At 38.6% G+C, this 20112-nt stretch carries 18 protein-coding genes; 7 read left to right on the top strand and 11 right to left on the bottom strand.

Annotated elements, in window-relative coordinates:
* Positions 1-40 precede the first annotated feature (40 nt).
* The 3 genes from MWU32_RS01605 to MWU32_RS01615 are packed head-to-tail and all read left to right on the top strand — an operon-like array spanning position 41 to position 7387.
* Complete coding sequence (locus MWU32_RS01605) at positions 41-4549, top strand: gliding motility-associated C-terminal domain-containing protein (protein ID WP_246937165.1); 4509 nt, start codon at positions 41-43, stop codon at positions 4547-4549.
* Positions 4550-4566: 17 nt separating this feature from the next.
* Positions 4567-5508, top strand: coding sequence for a type IX secretion system membrane protein PorP/SprF (locus tag MWU32_RS01610; RefSeq protein ID WP_246937167.1), 942 nt, complete (start codon positions 4567-4569; stop codon positions 5506-5508).
* Positions 5509-5518: 10 nt separating this feature from the next.
* Positions 5519-7387 (top strand): OmpA family protein, encoded by a 1869-nt coding sequence (locus tag MWU32_RS01615; RefSeq protein ID WP_246937169.1) that lies wholly within the window; start codon positions 5519-5521, stop codon positions 7385-7387.
* Positions 7388-7837: 450 nt separating this feature from the next.
* Here the strand turns inward: MWU32_RS01615 and MWU32_RS01620 are convergent, their stop codons facing one another.
* The 4 genes from MWU32_RS01620 to rpsF form a co-directional block, all read right to left on the bottom strand.
* Positions 7838-8314: a DUF6495 family protein gene (locus MWU32_RS01620; RefSeq protein ID WP_246937171.1), complete on the bottom strand. Its 477-nt coding sequence runs from the start codon at positions 8312-8314 to the stop codon at positions 7838-7840.
* A gap of 198 nt (positions 8315-8512) precedes the next feature.
* Complete coding sequence (gene rplI / locus MWU32_RS01625; protein ID WP_246937173.1) at positions 8513-8974, bottom strand: 50S ribosomal protein L9; 462 nt, start codon at positions 8972-8974, stop codon at positions 8513-8515.
* Between the two features lie 13 nt (positions 8975-8987).
* On the bottom strand, positions 8988-9287 hold the full coding sequence (rpsR, locus tag MWU32_RS01630) for a 30S ribosomal protein S18 (RefSeq protein WP_246937193.1): 300 nt from the start codon (positions 9285-9287) through the stop codon (positions 8988-8990).
* Entirely contained in the window at positions 9287-9625 is a 339-nt protein-coding gene (gene rpsF / locus MWU32_RS01635) for a 30S ribosomal protein S6 (RefSeq protein ID WP_163515358.1), read from the bottom strand. The genes rpsR and rpsF overlap by 1 nt, the downstream gene beginning before the upstream one ends.
* A 199-nt stretch (positions 9626-9824) precedes the next feature.
* Between rpsF and MWU32_RS01640 the strand changes: the two genes are divergently transcribed.
* Positions 9825-10520, top strand: a complete 696-nt coding sequence (locus MWU32_RS01640; RefSeq protein ID WP_163515359.1) for a LytR/AlgR family response regulator transcription factor — start codon at positions 9825-9827, stop codon at positions 10518-10520.
* Between the two features lie 132 nt (positions 10521-10652).
* Here the strand turns inward: MWU32_RS01640 and priA are convergent, their stop codons facing one another.
* The 3 genes from priA to nadC are packed head-to-tail and all read right to left on the bottom strand — an operon-like array spanning position 10653 to position 14963.
* Positions 10653-13106 carry a primosomal protein N' gene (gene priA, locus MWU32_RS01645; protein ID WP_246937175.1) on the bottom strand — a complete coding sequence of 818 codons (2454 nt, stop codon included), beginning with the start codon at positions 13104-13106 and terminating at the stop codon, positions 10653-10655.
* Between the two features lie 3 nt (positions 13107-13109).
* On the bottom strand, positions 13110-14105 hold the full coding sequence (locus tag MWU32_RS01650; protein ID WP_262914695.1) for a YihY/virulence factor BrkB family protein: 996 nt from the start codon (positions 14103-14105) through the stop codon (positions 13110-13112).
* Positions 14106-14963, bottom strand: coding sequence for a carboxylating nicotinate-nucleotide diphosphorylase (gene nadC / locus MWU32_RS01655; protein ID WP_246937177.1), 858 nt, complete (start codon positions 14961-14963; stop codon positions 14106-14108).
* 97 nt (positions 14964-15060) lie between these two features.
* Between nadC and rlmH the strand changes: the two genes are divergently transcribed.
* The gene (gene rlmH, locus MWU32_RS01660; protein ID WP_246937179.1) at positions 15061-15534 is read left to right on the top strand and encodes a 23S rRNA (pseudouridine(1915)-N(3))-methyltransferase RlmH; all 474 of its coding nucleotides are present in this window, start codon (positions 15061-15063) and stop codon (positions 15532-15534) included.
* A gap of 116 nt (positions 15535-15650) precedes the next feature.
* On the opposite strand, the gene MWU32_RS01665 is transcribed toward rlmH, so the two are convergent.
* The 4 genes from MWU32_RS01665 to MWU32_RS01680 form a co-directional block, all read right to left on the bottom strand.
* Positions 15651-15950 (bottom strand): HPF/RaiA family ribosome-associated protein, encoded by a 300-nt coding sequence (locus tag MWU32_RS01665; protein WP_246937180.1) that lies wholly within the window; start codon positions 15948-15950, stop codon positions 15651-15653.
* Between the two features lie 236 nt (positions 15951-16186).
* Positions 16187-17296, bottom strand: a complete 1110-nt coding sequence (locus tag MWU32_RS01670; RefSeq protein WP_246937182.1) for a sensor histidine kinase — start codon at positions 17294-17296, stop codon at positions 16187-16189.
* Positions 17296-18060: a LytR/AlgR family response regulator transcription factor gene (locus tag MWU32_RS01675; protein WP_246937184.1), complete on the bottom strand. Its 765-nt coding sequence runs from the start codon at positions 18058-18060 to the stop codon at positions 17296-17298. Before MWU32_RS01675 ends, MWU32_RS01670 begins: the two co-directional genes overlap by 1 nt.
* 197 nt (positions 18061-18257) lie before the next feature.
* Entirely contained in the window at positions 18258-18809 is a 552-nt protein-coding gene (locus MWU32_RS01680) for a hypothetical protein (RefSeq protein ID WP_246937185.1), read from the bottom strand.
* Positions 18810-19122: 313 nt separating this feature from the next.
* Between MWU32_RS01680 and MWU32_RS01685 the strand changes: the two genes are divergently transcribed.
* Together MWU32_RS01685 and MWU32_RS01690 are read left to right on the top strand one after the other, a co-directional pair.
* Positions 19123-19698, top strand: a complete 576-nt coding sequence (locus MWU32_RS01685; protein ID WP_246937187.1) for a non-canonical purine NTP diphosphatase — start codon at positions 19123-19125, stop codon at positions 19696-19698.
* A gap of 173 nt (positions 19699-19871) precedes the next feature.
* On the top strand, positions 19872-20112 hold a 241-nt coding region (locus MWU32_RS01690), incomplete at its 3' end, for a DEAD/DEAH box helicase (RefSeq protein WP_246937189.1).

Raw genomic sequence — 20112 nt, forward strand, 5'->3', positions numbered from 1 at the left:
AAAGAAACGGTTTTGATCTATTGAATCCCTGTTTATATTTATGAAAAAAATTACTAAAGCCAATCTTTATAATAAATTATTAGTTGCCTTCGTATGTATTATCAGCGTAAGCCTAAATTCATATGGCCAATGTCCAACGATTACGAATCCAACCCAGAGTTTTTGTGATATTGAAGCACCTAAGGTGTCAGATCTTGTGGCAACCGATAATGGCGGAGGGATCAGATGGTATGAAACAGCAACATCCACAACACCTCTTTCAAATACGGTGGGACTTGTCAATGGCAGAGACTATTATGTTGATGACAATTCAGGGTCTTGTGGCACTCGGCAATCTGTAAACGTCACGATTTACGGAGTACCTTTCGGACTAGGATTTCAGGGGGTTTGTGTTGACCATCCTGAAGAAGCTACCATCGCCGACTTGTATGCTATTGGAAATGATCTTCAATGGTATGATTCTGCCACTGGAGGCACTCCTTTAGATCCCACAACGATATTAGTGGATGGGACCATTTATTATGTCAATCAATCCAATCCTGACACAGGTTGTAGAACTTCACGACTTTCAGTTTATGTCAATGTTGGACTTGTTCCTGTTCCTACGGGAGAAGCCCATCAGATATTTTGTGGGGACGTTCCACCTACAGTTGCCGACTTAGTGGCTACCGGAAACAATAACTGGTATAGCACTCTTTCATCAGGATCACCTTTACCTCCATCAACACCATTGGTGAATGGTGAAAGTTATTATGCCACTACTTTTGACCTTCCATGCGAAAGCATAGAGCGTTTTCAAGTGACGGTTGAAATTATAGAGCCTAACAATGCTGGCGGCAATGGGGAAATAGAAATCTGCGAATCGGGTTTGGCCAGTACCAATACCATCAATTTGTTTGACGGGCTTTTGGGTACACCAGATACAAACGGCACTTGGTCAGGTCCGCTACCAACTTCCAATGGAAACACGGGTACGATAGATGTGACGTCCATGACGTCAGCTCTAAGTCCGTATATCTTTACCTATGAAGTAAGTTCTGAGCATTGCCCTACCAGCACGGCAACAGTAAGTATTTATGTTATTGAGGGTCCAGACCCTGGTTCTGATGGTTCTTTAATACTATGTAGCAACAGTACTCCACAAGACCTTTTTTCAAGCTTACAGGGCGCTCCAGAACCAGGAGGCACCTGGTCTCCTGCTTTGGCAAGCGGCACTGGCATTTTTGACCCTGCCCAAGACACTGCGGGAACTTACACGTACACGGTACAAGGAGTTCCACCATGTGGGCCTCTCACTGCAACAGTAGAAGTCACGGTCAATCCTGAAGCAAATCCCGGAACTAACGGGAGCTTAACGCTTTGTTTTGATAGTGCTCCTGTAGATTTATTTAACAGTCTAGGAGGCTCTCCCCAATCTGGTGGCACATGGACTCCTATGCTGGCAAGTGGTACTGGCGTTTTTGATCCATCGCAAGATGCCGATGGCACCTATACCTATAGCGTTTCAGGAATGGCTCCTTGTGGAATTGCCACAGCAACGGTTACCGTAACGACTACTCCAGCTCCTGACCCTGGCACCAACGGCAGTTTGATTTTATGTAGCAATGATGCGTCGGTAGATCTTTTTGACAGCTTGGGTGGCACGCCAGAATCGGGTGGGATCTGGTCGCCTGCATTGGCAAGTGGTACCGGTGTTTTTGATCCTTCACAGGATGCTGCCGGAATTTATACCTATACACTTCAGGGTCCTGCACCATGTGGTGAAGTATCAGCAACTGTGAATGTTACCGTAAATCCTGAAGCAGAACCTGGAATCAATGGCAACTTAACACTTTGTGTTGATAGTACTCCTGAGGATCTATTCAACAGTTTAGGCGGCAGTCCAGAAACCGGTGGAACTTGGTCGCCTGCGCTAACAAGCGGCACCGGTGTTTTTGATCCGTCGCAAGATTCAGAAGGAGTTTACACCTATACAGTGAAGGGGGTTTCGCCATGTGGGGACGCCACATCTACAGTTACCGTAACCATAAATCCATTAGCCGACGCTGGCAACAATGGCAGTTTGATTTTGTGTAGTAATGATGCCACCCAGGATCTTTATAATAGTTTGGGGGGCACTCCAGAAACGGGAGGCATTTGGTCTCCTGCATTGACAAGTGGGACTGGAATTTTTGATCCGTCGCAAGACGCACCAGGAATCTACACCTACACAGTTTTAGGTCTTACTCCCTGCGGAGATGCTACGGCAACGGTGAATGTCACTGTCAATCTCTCACCAGAGCCAGGAATTAACGGAAGTTTAACCCTATGTATTGACAGCACGCCTCAAGATTTATTTGGCAGCTTGGGTGGCACGCCACAACCAGGTGGAACTTGGTCGCCGGCACTGGCTAGCGGCACGGGTGTTTTTGATCCTTCACAAGATGTCGAGGGGGTTTACACCTATACTATCGTTGGAACTCCTCCTTGTGGAGATGCCACGTCAACAGTTACGGTGACCGTTAATCCATTGCCCAATCCAGGTACCGATGGCAGTTTGATTTTGTGTAGTCACGACGCTGCACAAGATCTTTTTAATAGTCTAGGAGGCAGTCCTGATGCCGGTGGAGTTTGGTCTCCAGCTCTGGCTAGTGGAACGGGTGTGTTTGATCCCTCCCAAGATGCTCCCGGGATTTATACCTACACCGTTCAGGGTACGGCACCATGCGGAGAAGCTTCAGCAACAGTTGAAGTAACCGTCAATCCTGGAGTTGAACCTGGAACCAACGGAAGTTTAACGCTTTGTATGAACAGCACTCCGGAAGATTTATTTAACAGTTTAGGTGGTAGTCCGCAGCCTGGTGGCACATGGTCACCAGCTTTGGCAAGTGGTACAGGTATCTTTGATCCGTTATTAGATGCCGAGGGAGTTTATACCTACACAATCGTTGGAATTCCTCCTTGTGGAGATGCTACAGCAACCGTCACTGTAACCATTAGTGAGCTATCGGATGCCGGTACCGATGGCAGCTTGGTTTTATGTAGCAACGATGCATCACAAGATCTTTTTGATAGGTTAGGTGGCACGCCTAAATCCGGAGGTGTTTGGTCTCCAGCTTTGGCAAGTGGTTCTGGTATTTTTGACCCAACTCAAGACGCACCGGGTATTTACACCTACACTGTTCAAGGTGTACCTCCGTGTGGAGAAGCGTCTGCAACAGTTGAAGTCACCATCCACCCTGAAGCAGATCCTGGAAGTGATGGTTCCTTATCAATTTGTATTGAAAGTGCTCCTGAAGATTTATTTAATAGCTTAGGTGGCAGTCCTGAAATAGGAGGGGTCTGGTCGCCTGCATTAGCAAGTGGCACGGGTATTTTTGATCCGTCTCAAGATGCTGCTGGAACTTATACTTATACAGTTTCTGGAATGTCACCTTGTGGAGAGGCCACAGCAGCTGTCGCTGTAACCATAGCTACAGTCCCACAAGCTGGATCTGGTGGCCGATTGGCAATCTGTACCAATGATGCTCCACAAGATCTTTTTGAAAGCCTTGGCGGCACACCAGACGCCGGTGGAACCTGGACTCCTGCTTTGTCAAGTGGCACCGGACTCTTTGATCCAGCGCAAGATAGTGCCGGATCTTATACCTATTCGGTGACAACAACCTGCGGAACGGATTCAGCAACAGTAGTTGTTGCACTGATTCCGCAACCTGATATTACCGGACTTACCCTGAGCGCAGATACCATTTGCTTAAATGAGGCTATCGATATCACCCTATCAGGTGCAAGTCAACTTGCTGATGGCAATTACAGTCTCAACTATTCGCTCTCAGGGGCCAATAACACCGATCAGACCACCATCGTTACCATCGCTAATGGCAGTACGGTCATTAACATACCAGCATCACAATTGGCGACTGTCGGAACGACTACATTTACTATTTTAAATCTGTTGGATCCTGTAACCAACTGCGGCACTGCATCGGGCACGCTTCCAACCATAGATTTTAACATAGAACAGGCACCCACCCCACAATTAATTACTGACGGTAATTCATTTTGTACAGATGATAACGCTACCATTGCCGATTTAACCAGTAATCTTGTCAACGGAGATGTCGTTACCTGGTATGATGCCTTAGAAAATGGTAACGCATATCCTGAAGACACACCCTTGGTAGATGGCAATATCTATTACGCCTCCAACAGCTCCGATAATGGCTGTAGCACTGGTATCCGATTGGCGGTAACAGTCAGTATTGATACTTGCGAGCCGTTGCAAATTATTATTCCCGATGGCTTTAGTCCAAATGGTGATACTATTAACGACGATTTCTTGATCAAAAACCTGAGAGAGCTGTATCCTAATTTCAAACTTCAGATTTATAACCGTTACGGAAATATTCTTTATAAGGGCGATACCAATACGCCAAATTGGGACGGCACTTCCAATCAAGGACGAGAAGTTGGTAGTGGTAAATTACCGGTAGGGGTCTATTTTTATATTTTGGAACTCAACGACACTAACAATAAAACGATACAAGGTAGAGTCTACCTTAGCAGGTAATCTGAATAAATGTATCTATGATAATTAAAAGATTAAAATATACGCTTCTTAGTTTCCTTCTCTTGGTAGGACTATTCGGCATGGCACAACAAGACCCTCAGTACACCCAATATATGTATAATATGAGCGTCATCAATCCCGCCTATGCTACTGAAGGAGATGCCATCAATGTGGGTGCCCTGTACCGATCGCAATGGGTAGGCTCTGTAGGTGCTCCAAATACCGGGTCTCTTTTTATCCATGTGCCTTTGCAAGAAAAAATACAAGTAGGACTATCCGTTATCAACGATCAAATTGGAGATGTGGTCAACGAAACCAATGTTTATGCCGATTTCGCCTATATCTTACGATTGGGAACGTCTACAAGGCTCTCATTAGGAGTCAAAGCAGGGGCTACATTTTTCAATACCAATTTTAACGGTTTTATTTATTCTGACGCTCTGCCAGATCCAGCTTTTGCCAATAATTTAAGTAAAACATTTCCCAATATCGGCGCTGGAGCCTATGTGTTTGGCGATAATTATTACGTCGGATTTTCTGCCCCCAACCTATTAAACTCAAAACATCTCGAAAACAATAGTGGTATTGTAGCCAATGGCGTTGAAGAGATTCACTTTTTTCTAACCGGAGGTTACGTGTTTGAAATGAATGAGAACTTAAAATTAAAACCTGCATTTATGACCAAGGCGGTTTCTGGAGCACCTTTATCAGTTGATCTCACCGCAAACATGCTGTTCAACAATGTGTTTGAGGTTGGTGCCGGCTATCGACTTGATGATGCCGTAACAGGACTTGTAAATTTCAGGGTGAGCCCTTCCCTACGGATTGGCTATGCTTATGATCATACCCTATCCAATTTAGGGAGATTTAATTCAGGATCGCATGAAATTATGATTTTATTTGATATCGATAAATTAGGAACCCAGAAAGGATATGATAAATCGCCGAGATTTTTCTAAAACAATAGCTATGAAAAACGTTTGCCTACTTCTTAGTTTACTTGCTGCCTCATGGACTGTCCATGCTCAAAGACCTAGTCTTAAAAGGGCCAACAAACTTTTTGCCCAAAAATCGTATGCAGAAGCCGCAAAAATGTATCAAACACTTGGGCAAAGTCAGGAAGTACTCCAAAATCTGGCAGATTCCTATTACTATAATTCTGAAATGAAATTGGCAAGAACTCCGTATACCGGCTTGTTCACCCACTTTAAGGACAGTTTAAAACCAGAGGTCTATTTCAGATATGCCCAAGCTTTAAAAGGAGTTAAGGATTATGCCAAAGCCGATGAAATTATGGGTGAATATCTGGGGTATGCCGTAGATACCAAAAAATTCATCAGCAACCTCAACCGATTGGTGCCTTATAATTACGAGATCCAATTGATGAACCAAAGTTCACGTACAGGTGATTTTGGGATTGCCTATTATGGAGATAAGGTTGTATTTTCATCTTACAGAAATCGTGAAAATCCTATCTATGAGTGGAATAATCAGCCGTATTTAGATTTGTACCAGGCGGAGGTTTCCAAAGATAAAAAACTGATCAATATCCAGCCGTTTTCCGAGGCTATCAATACAAAAACCCACGAAAGTAACGCCACTTTTACCAGCGATGGCAAAACCATGTACTTTTCAAGAACCAACGAAAAGCGTGTCCAAATTGGAGAGGAACTCATTGCAACGGTCAAATTATTTAAGGCAGAATTAGTGGACGGTGAATGGACCAATATTACCGAACTCCCATTTAGCAGCGACCTCTACTCTACTCAGCATCCTGCGCTCAACCCGGACAATTCACGACTCTATTTTTCGAGTGATAGACCTGGGACTTTAGGATCTTTCGATATTTTTTATGTAGATATATTAGAATTTGGATATGGCGAACCCGTACATTTAGATAAAACGATCAACACCGTCCACAGGGAGCAGTTTCCATTTGTTGGCGAGGAAGAAACTCTCTACTTTGCTTCCGACGGTCATGAGGGCATGGGCGGTCTGGACATTTTTGTGAGTAGGATCTTTGATGGTGTCTATTCCAAACCGCTGAATCTCGGTGAAACGATCAACTCAGAAATGGACGATTTTGGCTATGTCCTCAATGAAGAGGACGATACTGGATATTTTGCTTCCAATCGTACAGGTTATGACAATCTGTATGCCTTTACACGAACTGAAAACGAGCGGCAATTTACGGTGGAAGGATATGTAATTGATAAGATTTCAAAGAACCTACTTCCAGGTACTACCGTCACCTTATTTGATGATAACGACAATTTAATTAGTCAGATGGTTGTGGGCGAAGACGCTAGATATGTTTTCAATACAGAACCAAACAAAACCTATGCACTTGAAGGACATCGTGATTTCTATATCCCGACCGTCGAGTTTTTCACTACTAATGATGATGGCAATATCACATTTAACATCGAACTTTCCATTGAATCCTATGACGATGCCGAAGATATTGTGGTCACCAAGGATGATGGCTATATTTATATTGAATTAGAAAACATTTATTTCGATTTCAACAAATACGAGATCAAACCAGAAGCCGAAAGAATTCTGGATGTTCTGGTCGATCTGTTATACAAATACCCACGCATGGAAATCCAATTGGGTGCCCATACTGACAATCGCGCTTCTGATCTCTATAACCTACACTTATCGCATAACCGTGCCGCTGCCACACTTGAATATTTGGTTAAAAATGGCATTGATAGGAAACGCTTGCGTTCAAAAGGTTTTGGAGAACATTTTCCACTCGTCAATTGTGGTGATAACTGTACTGAAGAAGAGCATTCCATTAATAGACGTTGTGAGTTTTTGATTCTGAAATAGGAGAATGACGAGAGACGAAATACAGATGAGAGGACTGATTGCCATATTTGAATTGCAGTAACTTATCTTAAACTTTAAATCTCGAATCTTAAACAAGGGATTTGAGTTTTAAGAAAAAACCGATAATCAAATATCTTCAATACGGATTTCCAAATGCAGACAGAAGGCGGACATATAATCTGCCGTCAGGCATGTACACCATGCGGATAAGATTTAATTCCAGTGAATTGTACTTGCATCTATTGCGCCAATCAAGGCATCATTTACGTTTTGATAAAAATTATCAGTATCAACCTGTAAGTTAGCTTCGCTTGGATAAAGGAAGAAAGTGAAATTGCCTGGCCGTTCATAATGAAGTGGAGGCAGGAGTTTGTAATTTAAAAATAGAATAATGAGATTAATCCATGGATAAATAAGAAACTTGAAAATTTAACCTTCGCGCTTCCTACTTTATTTCTTCAATACCAACTTCTCAAAGTATTTATACAAATCACCTTTGGTAATGACGCCACCTTGTTGGATGAGCTTAAATTTATCTAAGGCTTTATCCTCTGAATATGCTTTGTTGGCGGTCAGAAATTCAACCTCATCAGAAAGCAGGTTTTCTCTGAACCATGCAAAACCTTCGGTAGTGGTGAGATCCACGGTGTCAATGGTTAATTTTATGGCAATTAATTGCATCTCGTTTTCCTTTAAATGGAACAAATGCATTTGTTGTGGTGAAATATGTTCTAAATAGACCACTTTTTTTAAAACGCCCTCCCAAACCAAATCGCTAAACACATCGAGTTCTTCCTCTGCAACTTCAGGTTTATTAGCCTTAATGTCGGCCCATTCCTCAGCGGTAATGGATTGTGTTGCCAAAAAGTTAATGAATTCTTGATGCAATTCTTCAAATTGTTCTTTAGTGAGTCTTGTATATTTCATAAAATAAATGTTTCATTTCCACGAAGGCGGAAATCTCTTAACTATCAAATTAAAAATTGTTGAGCTATTTAGACAAAATATTCTGACCAAATATCCCATAACAGTAGTCTACTTTATAAAGAAATCATAGATTTCCATTTATGAAAAAAGCCTCATTCCGATAAAGGATTGAGGCTTTTTAAATATTTATTTTGAATTTTAAGCTTCTGCAATAACTTCAAAAGTCATATCGACGGTTACGTCTCTGTGAAGTCTGATGACCGCATCATATTGACCTAAACGCTTAATATTACCACCTGTAATGGCGATATACTTTTTGTCAACAGAAATGCCAGCATTGTTCAATGCATTTGCCAAGTCAATATTGGTAATTGAACCAAATATTTTGTCTCCTGCAGTTGCACCAGCACTCGTTTTAGAAGTCAATTTAATTTCTAAGGCTTTTATCTCCTCAGCTTGCTTTTGAGCTTCTTCAATAATTTGTTTTTCTTTATAGGCACGTTGTTTCAAATTTTCAGCCAATACTTTTTTAGCTGAAACCGTTGCCATTATCGCTAATCCTTGAGGAATTAAATAATTTCTACCATAACCGTTCTTAACCGTTATAACATCGTCTTTAAATCCTAAATTTTCAACGTCTTGTTTTAATATAAGTTCCATAGTTATGTTTTTATTATTTTAATAAATCTGCTACATAAGGTAACAACGCCAAGTGACGCGCTCTCTTAACCGCTACAGATACTTTTCTTTGATATTTTAACGAGGTTCCCGTCAAACGTCTTGGCAACAATTTACCTTGCTCGTTAACAAAACCTAATAACCAATCGGCGTCTTTATAATCGACATATTTGATACCAGACCTTTGGAAACGACAGTATTTTTTCGTTTTACTTGTGTCAATATTCAATGGTGTCAAATATCTGATCTCACCATCCTTCTTTCCTTTAGCTTGTTGTTCTATTGATGACATAATTACGCTTTTTGTTTAAGTTTAGTTCTTCTTCTCTCAGCCCATGCAATAGCATGCTTGTCCAATTTCACTGTTAAATAACGCATAAAACGCTCGTCACGTCTAAACTCTACTTCTAGTGGATTGATGACTTCACCATCTACGGTGTACTCAAATAAGTGGTAAAAGCCACTTTTTTTGTTTTGGATTGGGTAGGCCAATTTTTTTAAGCCCCAATCTTCTTTGGATATCATCTTCGCTCCTCTAGAAACAAGAAAATCTTCGTATTTCTCTACTGTTTCCTTTATCTGGGTTTCAGATAAAACGGGATTTAAGATGAAAACAGTTTCATAATGATTCATATAATGTATATTTAATAATTAAAAATGGCTGCAAAAATAACCATTATTTATGGTTTTGACAACTATATTTTAAGTAATTTTCAGCCTAATTTCAATCAATTAAAATAATGTTAAATTTCACGCTTTATCGATGTTATTTGGTTTTTGTCCGAATTTTTCGTACTATTGTCGATATCTTAACCTAAATAAATCAAATGTTATGACTTTAAACTGTGTAGTAGTTGATGACTCGGCGATACAACGCTTATCGATTGTAAAGTTAATTGAAAATCATTCATCACTTAACCTTATTGCAGAATATAGTAGCGCACTTGAAACCAAAAACGGTCTAAATACCCATAAAGTAGATCTCATCTTCTTGGATATTGAAATGCCAGTTCTAAATGGTTTTGAGCTACTTGACGTACTCAACAACAAACCTCAAATTATTTTTGTTACTGGTAAAACGGAGTACGCGTTTAAAGCCTTTAACTATGATGCTACCGATTATCTACAAAAACCAATCACTAGAGAGCGTTTTAATACCGCTGTAGATAAAGCTCTTGAACAGCATAAATTGAAACTCGATTTCAATGAAGCTGACGGCGAGCACATCTTTGTTAAAAGCAATCTTAAAAAACGTAAAGTTTATATTAAGGACATCAAATGGATTGAAGCTCTTGGCGACTATGTTAAACTGGTCACTGAAGAGAACAGCCTGGTTGTACTTTCAACCATGAAAGCCTTTGAGCAAGAACTGCCTGAAGGAAAATTTTTAAGAATCCACAAATCCTACATTGTCAATTTGGACAAGGTGGACCGCTTTAACAGTAAGAATGTTGAAGTTGGTGCTTATGAAATTCCACTGAGTAGGAATAAAAAGACAGAACTTGTGGATGCGTTAAATAATATCTAATCGGCAAGTGCACCACCATCTCGAAGAATCGAGAGGGAATGGTTCGATTACGATTAAAGCAAACACAAGAAGAGATCCCGCCAAGGAGCGGGATTAGTTCGATTACGAAATTTGTTCCAAATTTCTATCTCACTAAAAGTTATCGACATTTAGAATCACCCTAACCGACCTAAATTCCTTAATGCCCAAAAAGCTATTGTTAATTTTAACGATGGCTTTTTTTGTTTTTGAAAGCGATTGCCGAGGCGGGATCTTAACAAGGATGTTTTTATGAAACTGATTTCTAATCCTTGAAATTGGCGGGAATTCAGGACCTAAGATATTGCTTTTAAACACCTGCCTTAAGCCTGCGGCATACCATTCGGCGCCAATATTAACTTTATTGAAGTCTTTGTGCTTTAAGGTAATCTTGATCAACCTGTAAACGGGTGGGTATTTGAAATTATGGCGCTCATCCATCTGCTCCATATACATCTCTGCATAATTATTGGTAGACACTTGATGTAAAATTCTATGGTGCGGATTATAGGTTTGGATCAACACCTTTCCTCTTTCGTCTGTACGCCCAGCTCTACCTGCTACTTGCAACATCAATTGAAAACTACGCTCAAGAGCCCTAAAATCAGGGAAATTGAGCATATTATCGGCATTCATGATGCCCACCAATTTAACATTTCGAAAATCCAGCCCTTTGGTCAGCATTTGGGTACCAACCAAAATATCAATCTCCTTTTGTTCAAAAGTCGTAATGATTTTGTCGTATCCAAATTTGCCCCTTGTGGTATCAAGATCCATCCGTCCAACTTTGTGTTCTGGAAAGAGCTCTTGGGCCTCTTCCTGTACCTGCTCCGTGCCAAATCCTTTGTTGTCCAATTCCACACTACCACAAGCCATACAGTTTTTGAGCATGGCGGTATAATACCCACAATAATGACAACGCAACTGATTCTTGTACTGATGAAAGGTCAAACTGACATCGCAATTAGGACATTGTGGCGCATGACCACAGGTGGTACATTCCACAATAGGAGAAAATCCGCGTCTATTTTGAAATAGAATAATTTGATGCCCCATTCTAAGAGCCTCCGTCATCTCCTCAATCAAGCGGTCGCTGAAATGCCCTGTCATCCGCTTGCGTTTTCTCTTGTCCTGAATATCAACCAACTCAATGTCTGGCATCAATACATCATTGAATCGGTGCGTAATTTCCACCAAACCGTATTTCCCTTGTTTGACATTGTAATAACTCTCCAAGCTTGGAGTTGCTGAGCCCAATAAGGTTTTACTTTTAAAAAGTGAGGCCAATACTATGGCTGCATCTCGCGCATGGTATCTTGGTGCAGGATCAAATTGTTTAAAAGAGGTTTCGTGCTCTTCGTCAACAATGACCAAACCGAGATCGTGGAACGGTAAGAAAATAGACGACCGTGCGCCCAACACAATCTGCGCCTTAGGTTGATTCTGCATGACATTGTTCCAAAGTTCAAATCTTTCGTGTGATGAATATTTGGAATGATACACCGAAACTTTACCTCCAAAGTAGGTTTCCAACCGGCTGACCAACTGAGAGGTCAAAGCGATTTCAGGAAGTAAATATAACACCTGTTTTCCTTTGGCAATCACCTCTTCAATGAGTTTGACATAAACCTCTGTTTTACCGGAGGAGGTGACCCCGTGAAGTAAGGTGATGTTGAATTTCTCAAACGATTGTTGGATTTCTTCGAGTGCTTTCTCTTGATAGGAATTCAAGGTCTTTGAAGCTTCATTTTCCTCTCCTGTATATACTACACGATCTTCCTGCAAATGGTACTCTTCTAAAATCTCCTTATCGATCAAGATTTTGATTATTGACGAAGAGGCTCCACTAGCATCCGACAAATCAGAAACCTTGACCGGTTTTTTTGTCTGGGCTGAAATTGAAAACAAGGTCATAATCACGTCCCTTTGCTTTGGTGCCCTGCTTAACTCTTCCAACAAATTTTGTAAATTCTCAGATTCCGAATATTGGGCATTCAACTTGACATACCGTACCAATTTTGGTTTGTATTTTTCATAAACTTCCTCCTGAAGTACAATGGCATCTTTATCCAACAATGAATTGATGACAGGAAACACATTCTTTTTATCGAGAATATTGATCAAATCCTGGAGCTTTAGAGACGACTGATGATGTAGCGCCTCATACACCAAAAACTCCTCATCCTTTAAATCGGTATCAATAATGATTTTCTCATTGTTTTTAGTAATGATAGTTTCGCTCTCCAACAAAAAAGAGTTGGGCAATGCCGCCCTTAGCACATCGCCTAAAGTACATAGATAATACTCTGCAATCCACTGCCAATGGGTCAACTGTGTTTGGGTGATGATAGGTGCGTCATCCAAGATTTGGTGAATTTCTTTGGCTTCATAGGCCATGGGCTGCTGCTGATGCACCTCAAACACCAATGCCGTATAAATTTTACTCTTACCAAAGGGCACCGCCACCCGCATTCCGGCTTTCAAAAACTCTGATTCAGCCTGGGTGATCCTGTAGGTAAAAAGCCGCTCAAGCGGAATGGGAAGTATGACGTCTATAAAATATGGCATAAATTAGGATTGCTCTTCGGCAATTTGCTTTTGACGATTAAATTTCTTCAACAACCTTATGGTAGCATTCAATTCAAATCCCAATAGTAGAATATTGGAGTTCAGCCAAAGATAAAATAACAAAATCAATAGGGCGCCAATTGAGCCATACAACTCATTATAAGTTGAGAAATAAGTGACATAGATTCCGAATAAATAAGAAAACACAATAATCAGGATGGTTGTCAACAATGCACCTGCTGAAAAGAACTTCGAGTTTTTACCTTCTCGGGTGCCAAAATAATACAGAGTGGCCGTAGCGATATAGACCATAATCACGAAAAATATATATTTGGCCGCGGCTACCATAAGCAAGCCTTCTTCATAGGTTTCGTAACCCTGCCTATCCATATAGTAAAGCACTTTTTGGATGACATAAATTTGGAAATATCCTATAACAGCAATGGTTATGATTAGCAAAAGGACCAAAATAAGCGCCACAAACATGGAATATAAATATTGTTTGACCACACTGCGCGTCAATTGCTGATGGTATGAACTTTCAAATCCAGAAAAAAGAGCACTAATCCCGTTTGCCATTAAGACAATCGACAATAAAAATACTGTTGAAATCAATCCGCCACTTGCTTTAGTGTAAATGTTCTGAAAAATATTGTCAAAAAAGAAATCAGAGGTTTGAGGCGGCAAGACCGAATTCAGAAAACCCTTAAACTCATATTCAAAGCCTGCGACGGGAATATATGGAATGAGAATAATTATGAACAATAGAAAAGGAAATATGGCTGTAAAAAAACTGAACGCAATGGCACTGGCCCTACTTGTTACTGCTCCTTTTATAATTCCCTTACCATAAAGTCTTAGAAAATAATACAAGGTCAACCCCTCTAAAGCAGGTAGTTTAATTTTTTTTAAAAGTTTGATGAAATATTTTAGAACAGGGATTTTTTCGAGTTTGTCCTCGATTTCATTCTCAATATTGTCATCTGTTTGTTCAGACATTTAAACGGCTTTTAAACTCAAGTCCATATTATACACTGAATGCGTCAAAGCCCCAGAAGATATATAATCCACGCCGCATAAAGCATACTCTCTTGCTGTGTCCTCATTGATCCCGCCAGACGATTCGGTTAAACATTGATCCCCTATAAGGGCTATAGCCTTCTTGGTGTCGGCATAATTAAAATTATCAATCAGAATTCTGTAAACACCATCGTTTTCGAGAATTTCTTTTATTTCATCAAGATTTCTAGCTTCCACAATAATCTTCAGGTCTAAATTATTTTCTTTTAGATAGGCTTTCGTCTTGGTAATGGCTTTAGTGATTCCGCCCGCAAAATCGATGTGATTATCTTTCAACATGACCATATCATATAAGGCAAACCGATGATTTTCGCCGCCTCCAATTTTAACCGCCCATTTTTCGAGCGCCCTGATCCCCGGTGTTGTTTTTCGAGTATCCAGTATTTTGGTTCCGGTCCCTTCCAACAAATCCACGAAAGTCTTAGTTTTTGTTGCAATCGCACTCATCCGCTGCATCGCATTTAAAACCAAACGTTCTGCTTTAAGAATGGATTGCGATGCGCCCTCAACATAAAACACAATGTCGCCATATTTCACTTCAGCCCCATCGTCAACCAAGGTTTCTACTTTTAAGTTGTTATCGATATACTCAAAGACACGTTTTGCAAAAGCAACACCGGCAATAATGCCGTCATCTTTGACCAAAAGCTTTGCTTTACCCTGTGCTGAAGCAGGGATGCACGCCAGAGAGCTGTGATCGCCATCTCCAACATCTTCTCTAACCGCATTAGCAATAATACCTTCTATCTCTATATTGAATTGTTCTTGTGAAATCATTTCAGGAATATTTAATGTAAAAATACTAATTGAAAATTGAAATACTCAAATTCCAAAACTGAAATTACATATCGCAACAAATTTGTAAATTTACGCCATGCAAATAAAACTTTTAGCCATTGGTAAAACCGACAATCCTCAATTACAACTGCTCATTGACGACTACCAAAAACGCTTGGGATTCTATATTAAATTTGAATTCGAGATCATTCCCGATCTAAAAAAAGCCAAGAACTTAAGCGAAGAACAGCAGAAGCAAAAAGAAGGCGAGCTAATTTTGGCCAAGCTTAGCAACTCAGATATTCTGATCTTATTGGATGAAAATGGAAAACAATACGATTCTGTCGCCTTTTCCGATTACCTACAAAAACACATGAACTCGGGTATCAAACAATTGGTATTTGTCATTGGTGGTCCTTACGGATTTTCACTAGAGGTCTATCAAAAAGCAAATGGGAAAATATCATTGTCTAAAATGACATTTTCCCATCAAATGATTCGTTTGTTCATGATCGAACAATTGTATCGCGCTTTTACCATTTTAAGGAATGAACCTTATCATCATCGGTAACAGGTAAGTTTCTTGTTGAAGAAAAAGTTAAAATTCAAAATTTAATCTTTAACTCTGAACTCATAACTGATAACTCTGAACTTACTCCTCTCACCACTAATCCCTCATACCTACTTCTAATGCGCCATAAACGTCTGTTTTCTCTTTTTCAGTTGTATTACCAAATCGCTGATAGTTTCTTTAACCGCCATTTCAAAATTCTTCTCATCAGAAGTGGCAAAAATATGGTTTCCTGGCAGGCTTAATTTAATATTGCAAATCTTTCCTTTTTCAGGATTGGTACCTTCCTCTTTAAAAAACACATCGGCATTGATGAGCCAATCATATTTTTCAGCCATTTTTTTTAATCTTTCAGTAGTATGTTCAGCAAGTGAATCGCTATGATCTAAATTTACAAATTGAATGTTTATTGTCATAATTATGATATTTATGTTATAAGACCAAATTACGGGTTTAAAGCCAAAGGTTCAATGACATTAATCATAAAATAAACATAAAACACTTTTTAGGATTTTGGAATCGCTGCTCATAAAAAACAACTATGGGAATGGTGTTTTCAAAGGTCTATTGATCTGCAAGGCAAACCTTTATTCAAACAAAGGATCAACAAACTCTAATAACCACTATTCAATCCAATTGGTTAGATTTCAAATTATGGGTCCATAGGAATTTTAACCACAGCCTCAACGCCATCTTTATCCTTCTTATTTCTGACTTCAAAAAAATAATTATTTCCATAAAGATTGCTCAATCGGTCATTTATATTTGATAACCCCATTCCTTTCTGCAATAATTCTTTATGACTGAAATTCATCGTTTCCCCATTATTTTGGACCATAATTACCAGCTTTTTATCTTCTGCATAAATTTTTATGTGTATTTCTAAATCGGTATGATTATAGGAATATCCATGTTTAATAGAGTTTTCCAAAATAGGCTGCAGCAATAATGCTGGAACTTTCTTTGAAAGTAGAGAATCATCAACTTCTTTAGTTATAAGTAGATGATCCGAAAACCGAATATTGAGTATATTTAGATAGTATTCAAGCACGCGAAGTTCTTTTTCAAGACTTATGGTGTTTCTATCGTTGTCGTAAAGTATTTCCCTTAAAAAACTGCTCAAATCAGCAATGGTATCTTTGGCCTTTCCTGCATCAATATCCGTCAATACTGCAATGGAATTTAGCGTGTTGAACAGAAAATGCGGTTGTAATTGCGATGATAGCATTTTCATCCTCGTATTCACCAACTGCATTTCTAACTGACGTTGTTTACTTTCGGCTTTTTTAAATTGCTTGAGATAGTAATACGAGTAGATAATTGAAACCATCGCAAAATAGATGAGAAAATTTAAATCGATGACATACATGAACCGATAAATACTACTTCGAACTTCGTATTTTTCGAAGGTGACCATCCCGGTTAATAAGGCATGGATATCTATTGTCAACCTAATAACCAAGCCTATTAATATTGAAAAGATGATATGGATGGAAATGATTTTCACCCATGAATAATGCTTAATAAGCAGTCGCTTTGTGCTTATTGCTATTAAGATCATAAAACTGACGACGATAATATAATCGGCAAGCAAGTTGTAAACAAAAAAATCAAACCATGAAAAGTAAGATTTCTCTTCTCCAAAACATCTCATATAAAGCACTTTGGAAATGAGAACCAAATCGAACAGTGCATAAAAACCTGCTAAAACCAAAACCAGTTTTAGATCAATATATTTGTTTTTATTTTTAAAAAAGCTCATTATATTCCGATCATTTCTAAAAAATCTACTTTATGAGATTTACTGACATGCAACAGTCTATTGTCCGTCATTCTCGCATCAATTTCAGAAAAATCAGAATGAACAATTTCCTTGACGTGATTCAAGTTGACAATACTCGACCTATGGATTCTAAAAAAAATACTTTTATCCAAACTCTTGCAAAGTTTTTTTAGTGTTTCGCGCAACACAAATTTTTTACCCTCAATAAATATCTCCACATAATAACCCGAAGCGGTAATGTACATGATATCTAAAGGATCAACCAGGACGGTTTTGTTACCCTGTTTTATCAGGATCTTATTGGCCAATTCTTTTCGATCAAGTTTTTTGTTGTACAATTTGAACAATTCAATAAAACGAGCCTCGAAATTTAAATCTGTCTCTGATTTTGAGATTTTTAAAACCTTATCTATCGTTTGGAAAAAGCGCTGATCCTTAAAGGGTTTTAAAAGAAAATCAAAAGCATCTACATCAAAAGCTTTTAAAGCGTAATTATCATAAGCGGTTACAAATACCACGATAGGTTTAGGTGTAATCTTTACTTTTTGAAGTACTTCAAAGCCATTCATGTCTTTCATGTTAATATCCAAAAACAACAGGTCAGGTTTGAGTTGATTTATACTGTTAATGGCGGTTTTTCCGTTGGAACATTCGCCAATAACGTCTATTGTTGCAACTGCTTCCAATAATTTTGTTAGCCTTTTTCGAGCCAGTTCTTCATCATCTACAACAAGTGCTTTCATAATCTAAAAATTTGAAATGTCTGCCTCTACAAAATACTCAATAAAAACTAAAATTTATTAATAAAATCGCATAATTCTTAATGTCATTTTATGAGTATTATAATTTCTCGCAAGTTTATGATTAATAATAAAAAGAAGTCATCAGAACAAATTTAATTGGTTTGATGACCTACTTCATTTTTAATCTTCTCTTACGGTTAGTTACTAACCACCATAACTCCGTCATTGTTGCTATTTATTTTTACATTTTGTTTTTGGTTACCTTTTCGAAAAGAGATGCGATAGATTTCCTTATTAAGAATTTCACCTTTTGTAGTCGCATTATATTTGTTTTTTGTCATAGTCCATCCCTTATATGATTTGTAGAGTTCGATTCTCATATCATATGGCAAAAGGATGTTTTTAAAACTTTGTCTCGTATTTAAAAGTTCGCCGTCCGAATCAAATTTCGCAACCATATAGCCGTCTTTACTTTTTAAGGTCACTACATATCTGTCAAATTTATCAAGATCCAGTTCAGAAATAAAATTCTGAACGTCAAAATGGTTGTACATAAAAGCAATGGGATTTTTCGTAAATTCGAGGACATTAGCGTTCTCAATTTTAATTATGATTTCATTATTTCCTTTAATGAATTTAGACTTTAGAGCTGTTTTAACAACCTTTACTTCATCCAAATGTGTTACGTGTTGTGCCTGACTTACCGTCGTACCAAGTACGAGCAGTAAAATAATAATTAAAGTTTTCATAATATTTCGTTTTTAATTAATGAATAAATTTTCACTTCCAAACCACTGGTTATTGTTGAATTATATCCTCTAAATTAGAACAATATGTATTAAATTTTCAATAGAATGATGTGAATAGCTATATTTTGATAATGAATCTCGTTTTTTTTGATTTAAAAGCAAAACTCCAAACAACTATATCTACTTATTAAAAATGCTAATCATTATGAACCCTTTTTCACAGCACCGATTAATTAAAATAAATTCATTTATTTTTGGAATTTATTTCAAACTGAAATTCGTTAATAATTTTTTGTAGCTCAAATTCTGAATCATGCAACTCGTTTTCGCCACCAACAATCTTAACAAACTCCATGAAGTCCAAAGCTTAATTCCTAAAGGCATCACGCTATTAAGCCTTGAAGACATAGGATGTTTTGAAGATGTACCAGAGACCCAAGACACCATTAAAGACAACGCCATCCAAAAAGCGTCATATATTAAATCGCATTATGGATATGATTGTTTTGCTGACGATACCGGTTTGGAAGTGGAAGCCCTTAATGGAGCGCCAGGCGTTTATTCCGCTAGATATGCCGGCGAACAGCGAAATTCAGAAGACAATATTCAAAAACTTCTTGAAAACCTTAAGCATTCGGACAATAGAAAGGCACGGTTTAAAACTGTTATCGCATTGGAACTTCAAGGCAATCAGCACCAATTTACAGGTATTTGCAAAGGTGAGATTACTAAAAATAAAAGTGGCACAAATGGGTTTGGATATGATCCAATCTTTAAAGCCGAAGGCTATCATAAAACTTTTGCGGAACTCTCTTTAGAAGAGAAGAATCGTATTGGACATCGAGGAATTGCTATAAATCAGCTCGTCGAATTTTTGAATTCCCTATAGTTTACTACAAATCAATCGCTTAACAATTAGGAATTGTAATAAATTAAATTGTACCTTTGCACCTTGTAAAATTTCCTCAAGGTGAGGATGTGTTACTGGAGGTTTAGGTTTAGTATGTCGATTCGCTTCTGTTGTAACACCAAAAGAACATAATCAAATACTTATTAAATCGAATGAACACATTCCAAGATTTAGGTCTTAATGATGACCTATTACGGGCTATTACTGACATTGGCTTTATTACGCCAAGTGATGTCCAAGCAAAAGCAATTCCAATTTTATTAGATCAAGACACTGATTTAGTGGCTTTAGCGCAAACAGGAACTGGTAAAACTGCTGCGTTTGGTTTTCCGATGTTGCAAAAAATCAACATTGAGAGCAGAACAACCCAGGGCTTGATCCTCTCTCCCACTC

This window comes from Gelidibacter sp. F63206 (genome assembly GCF_023015735.1).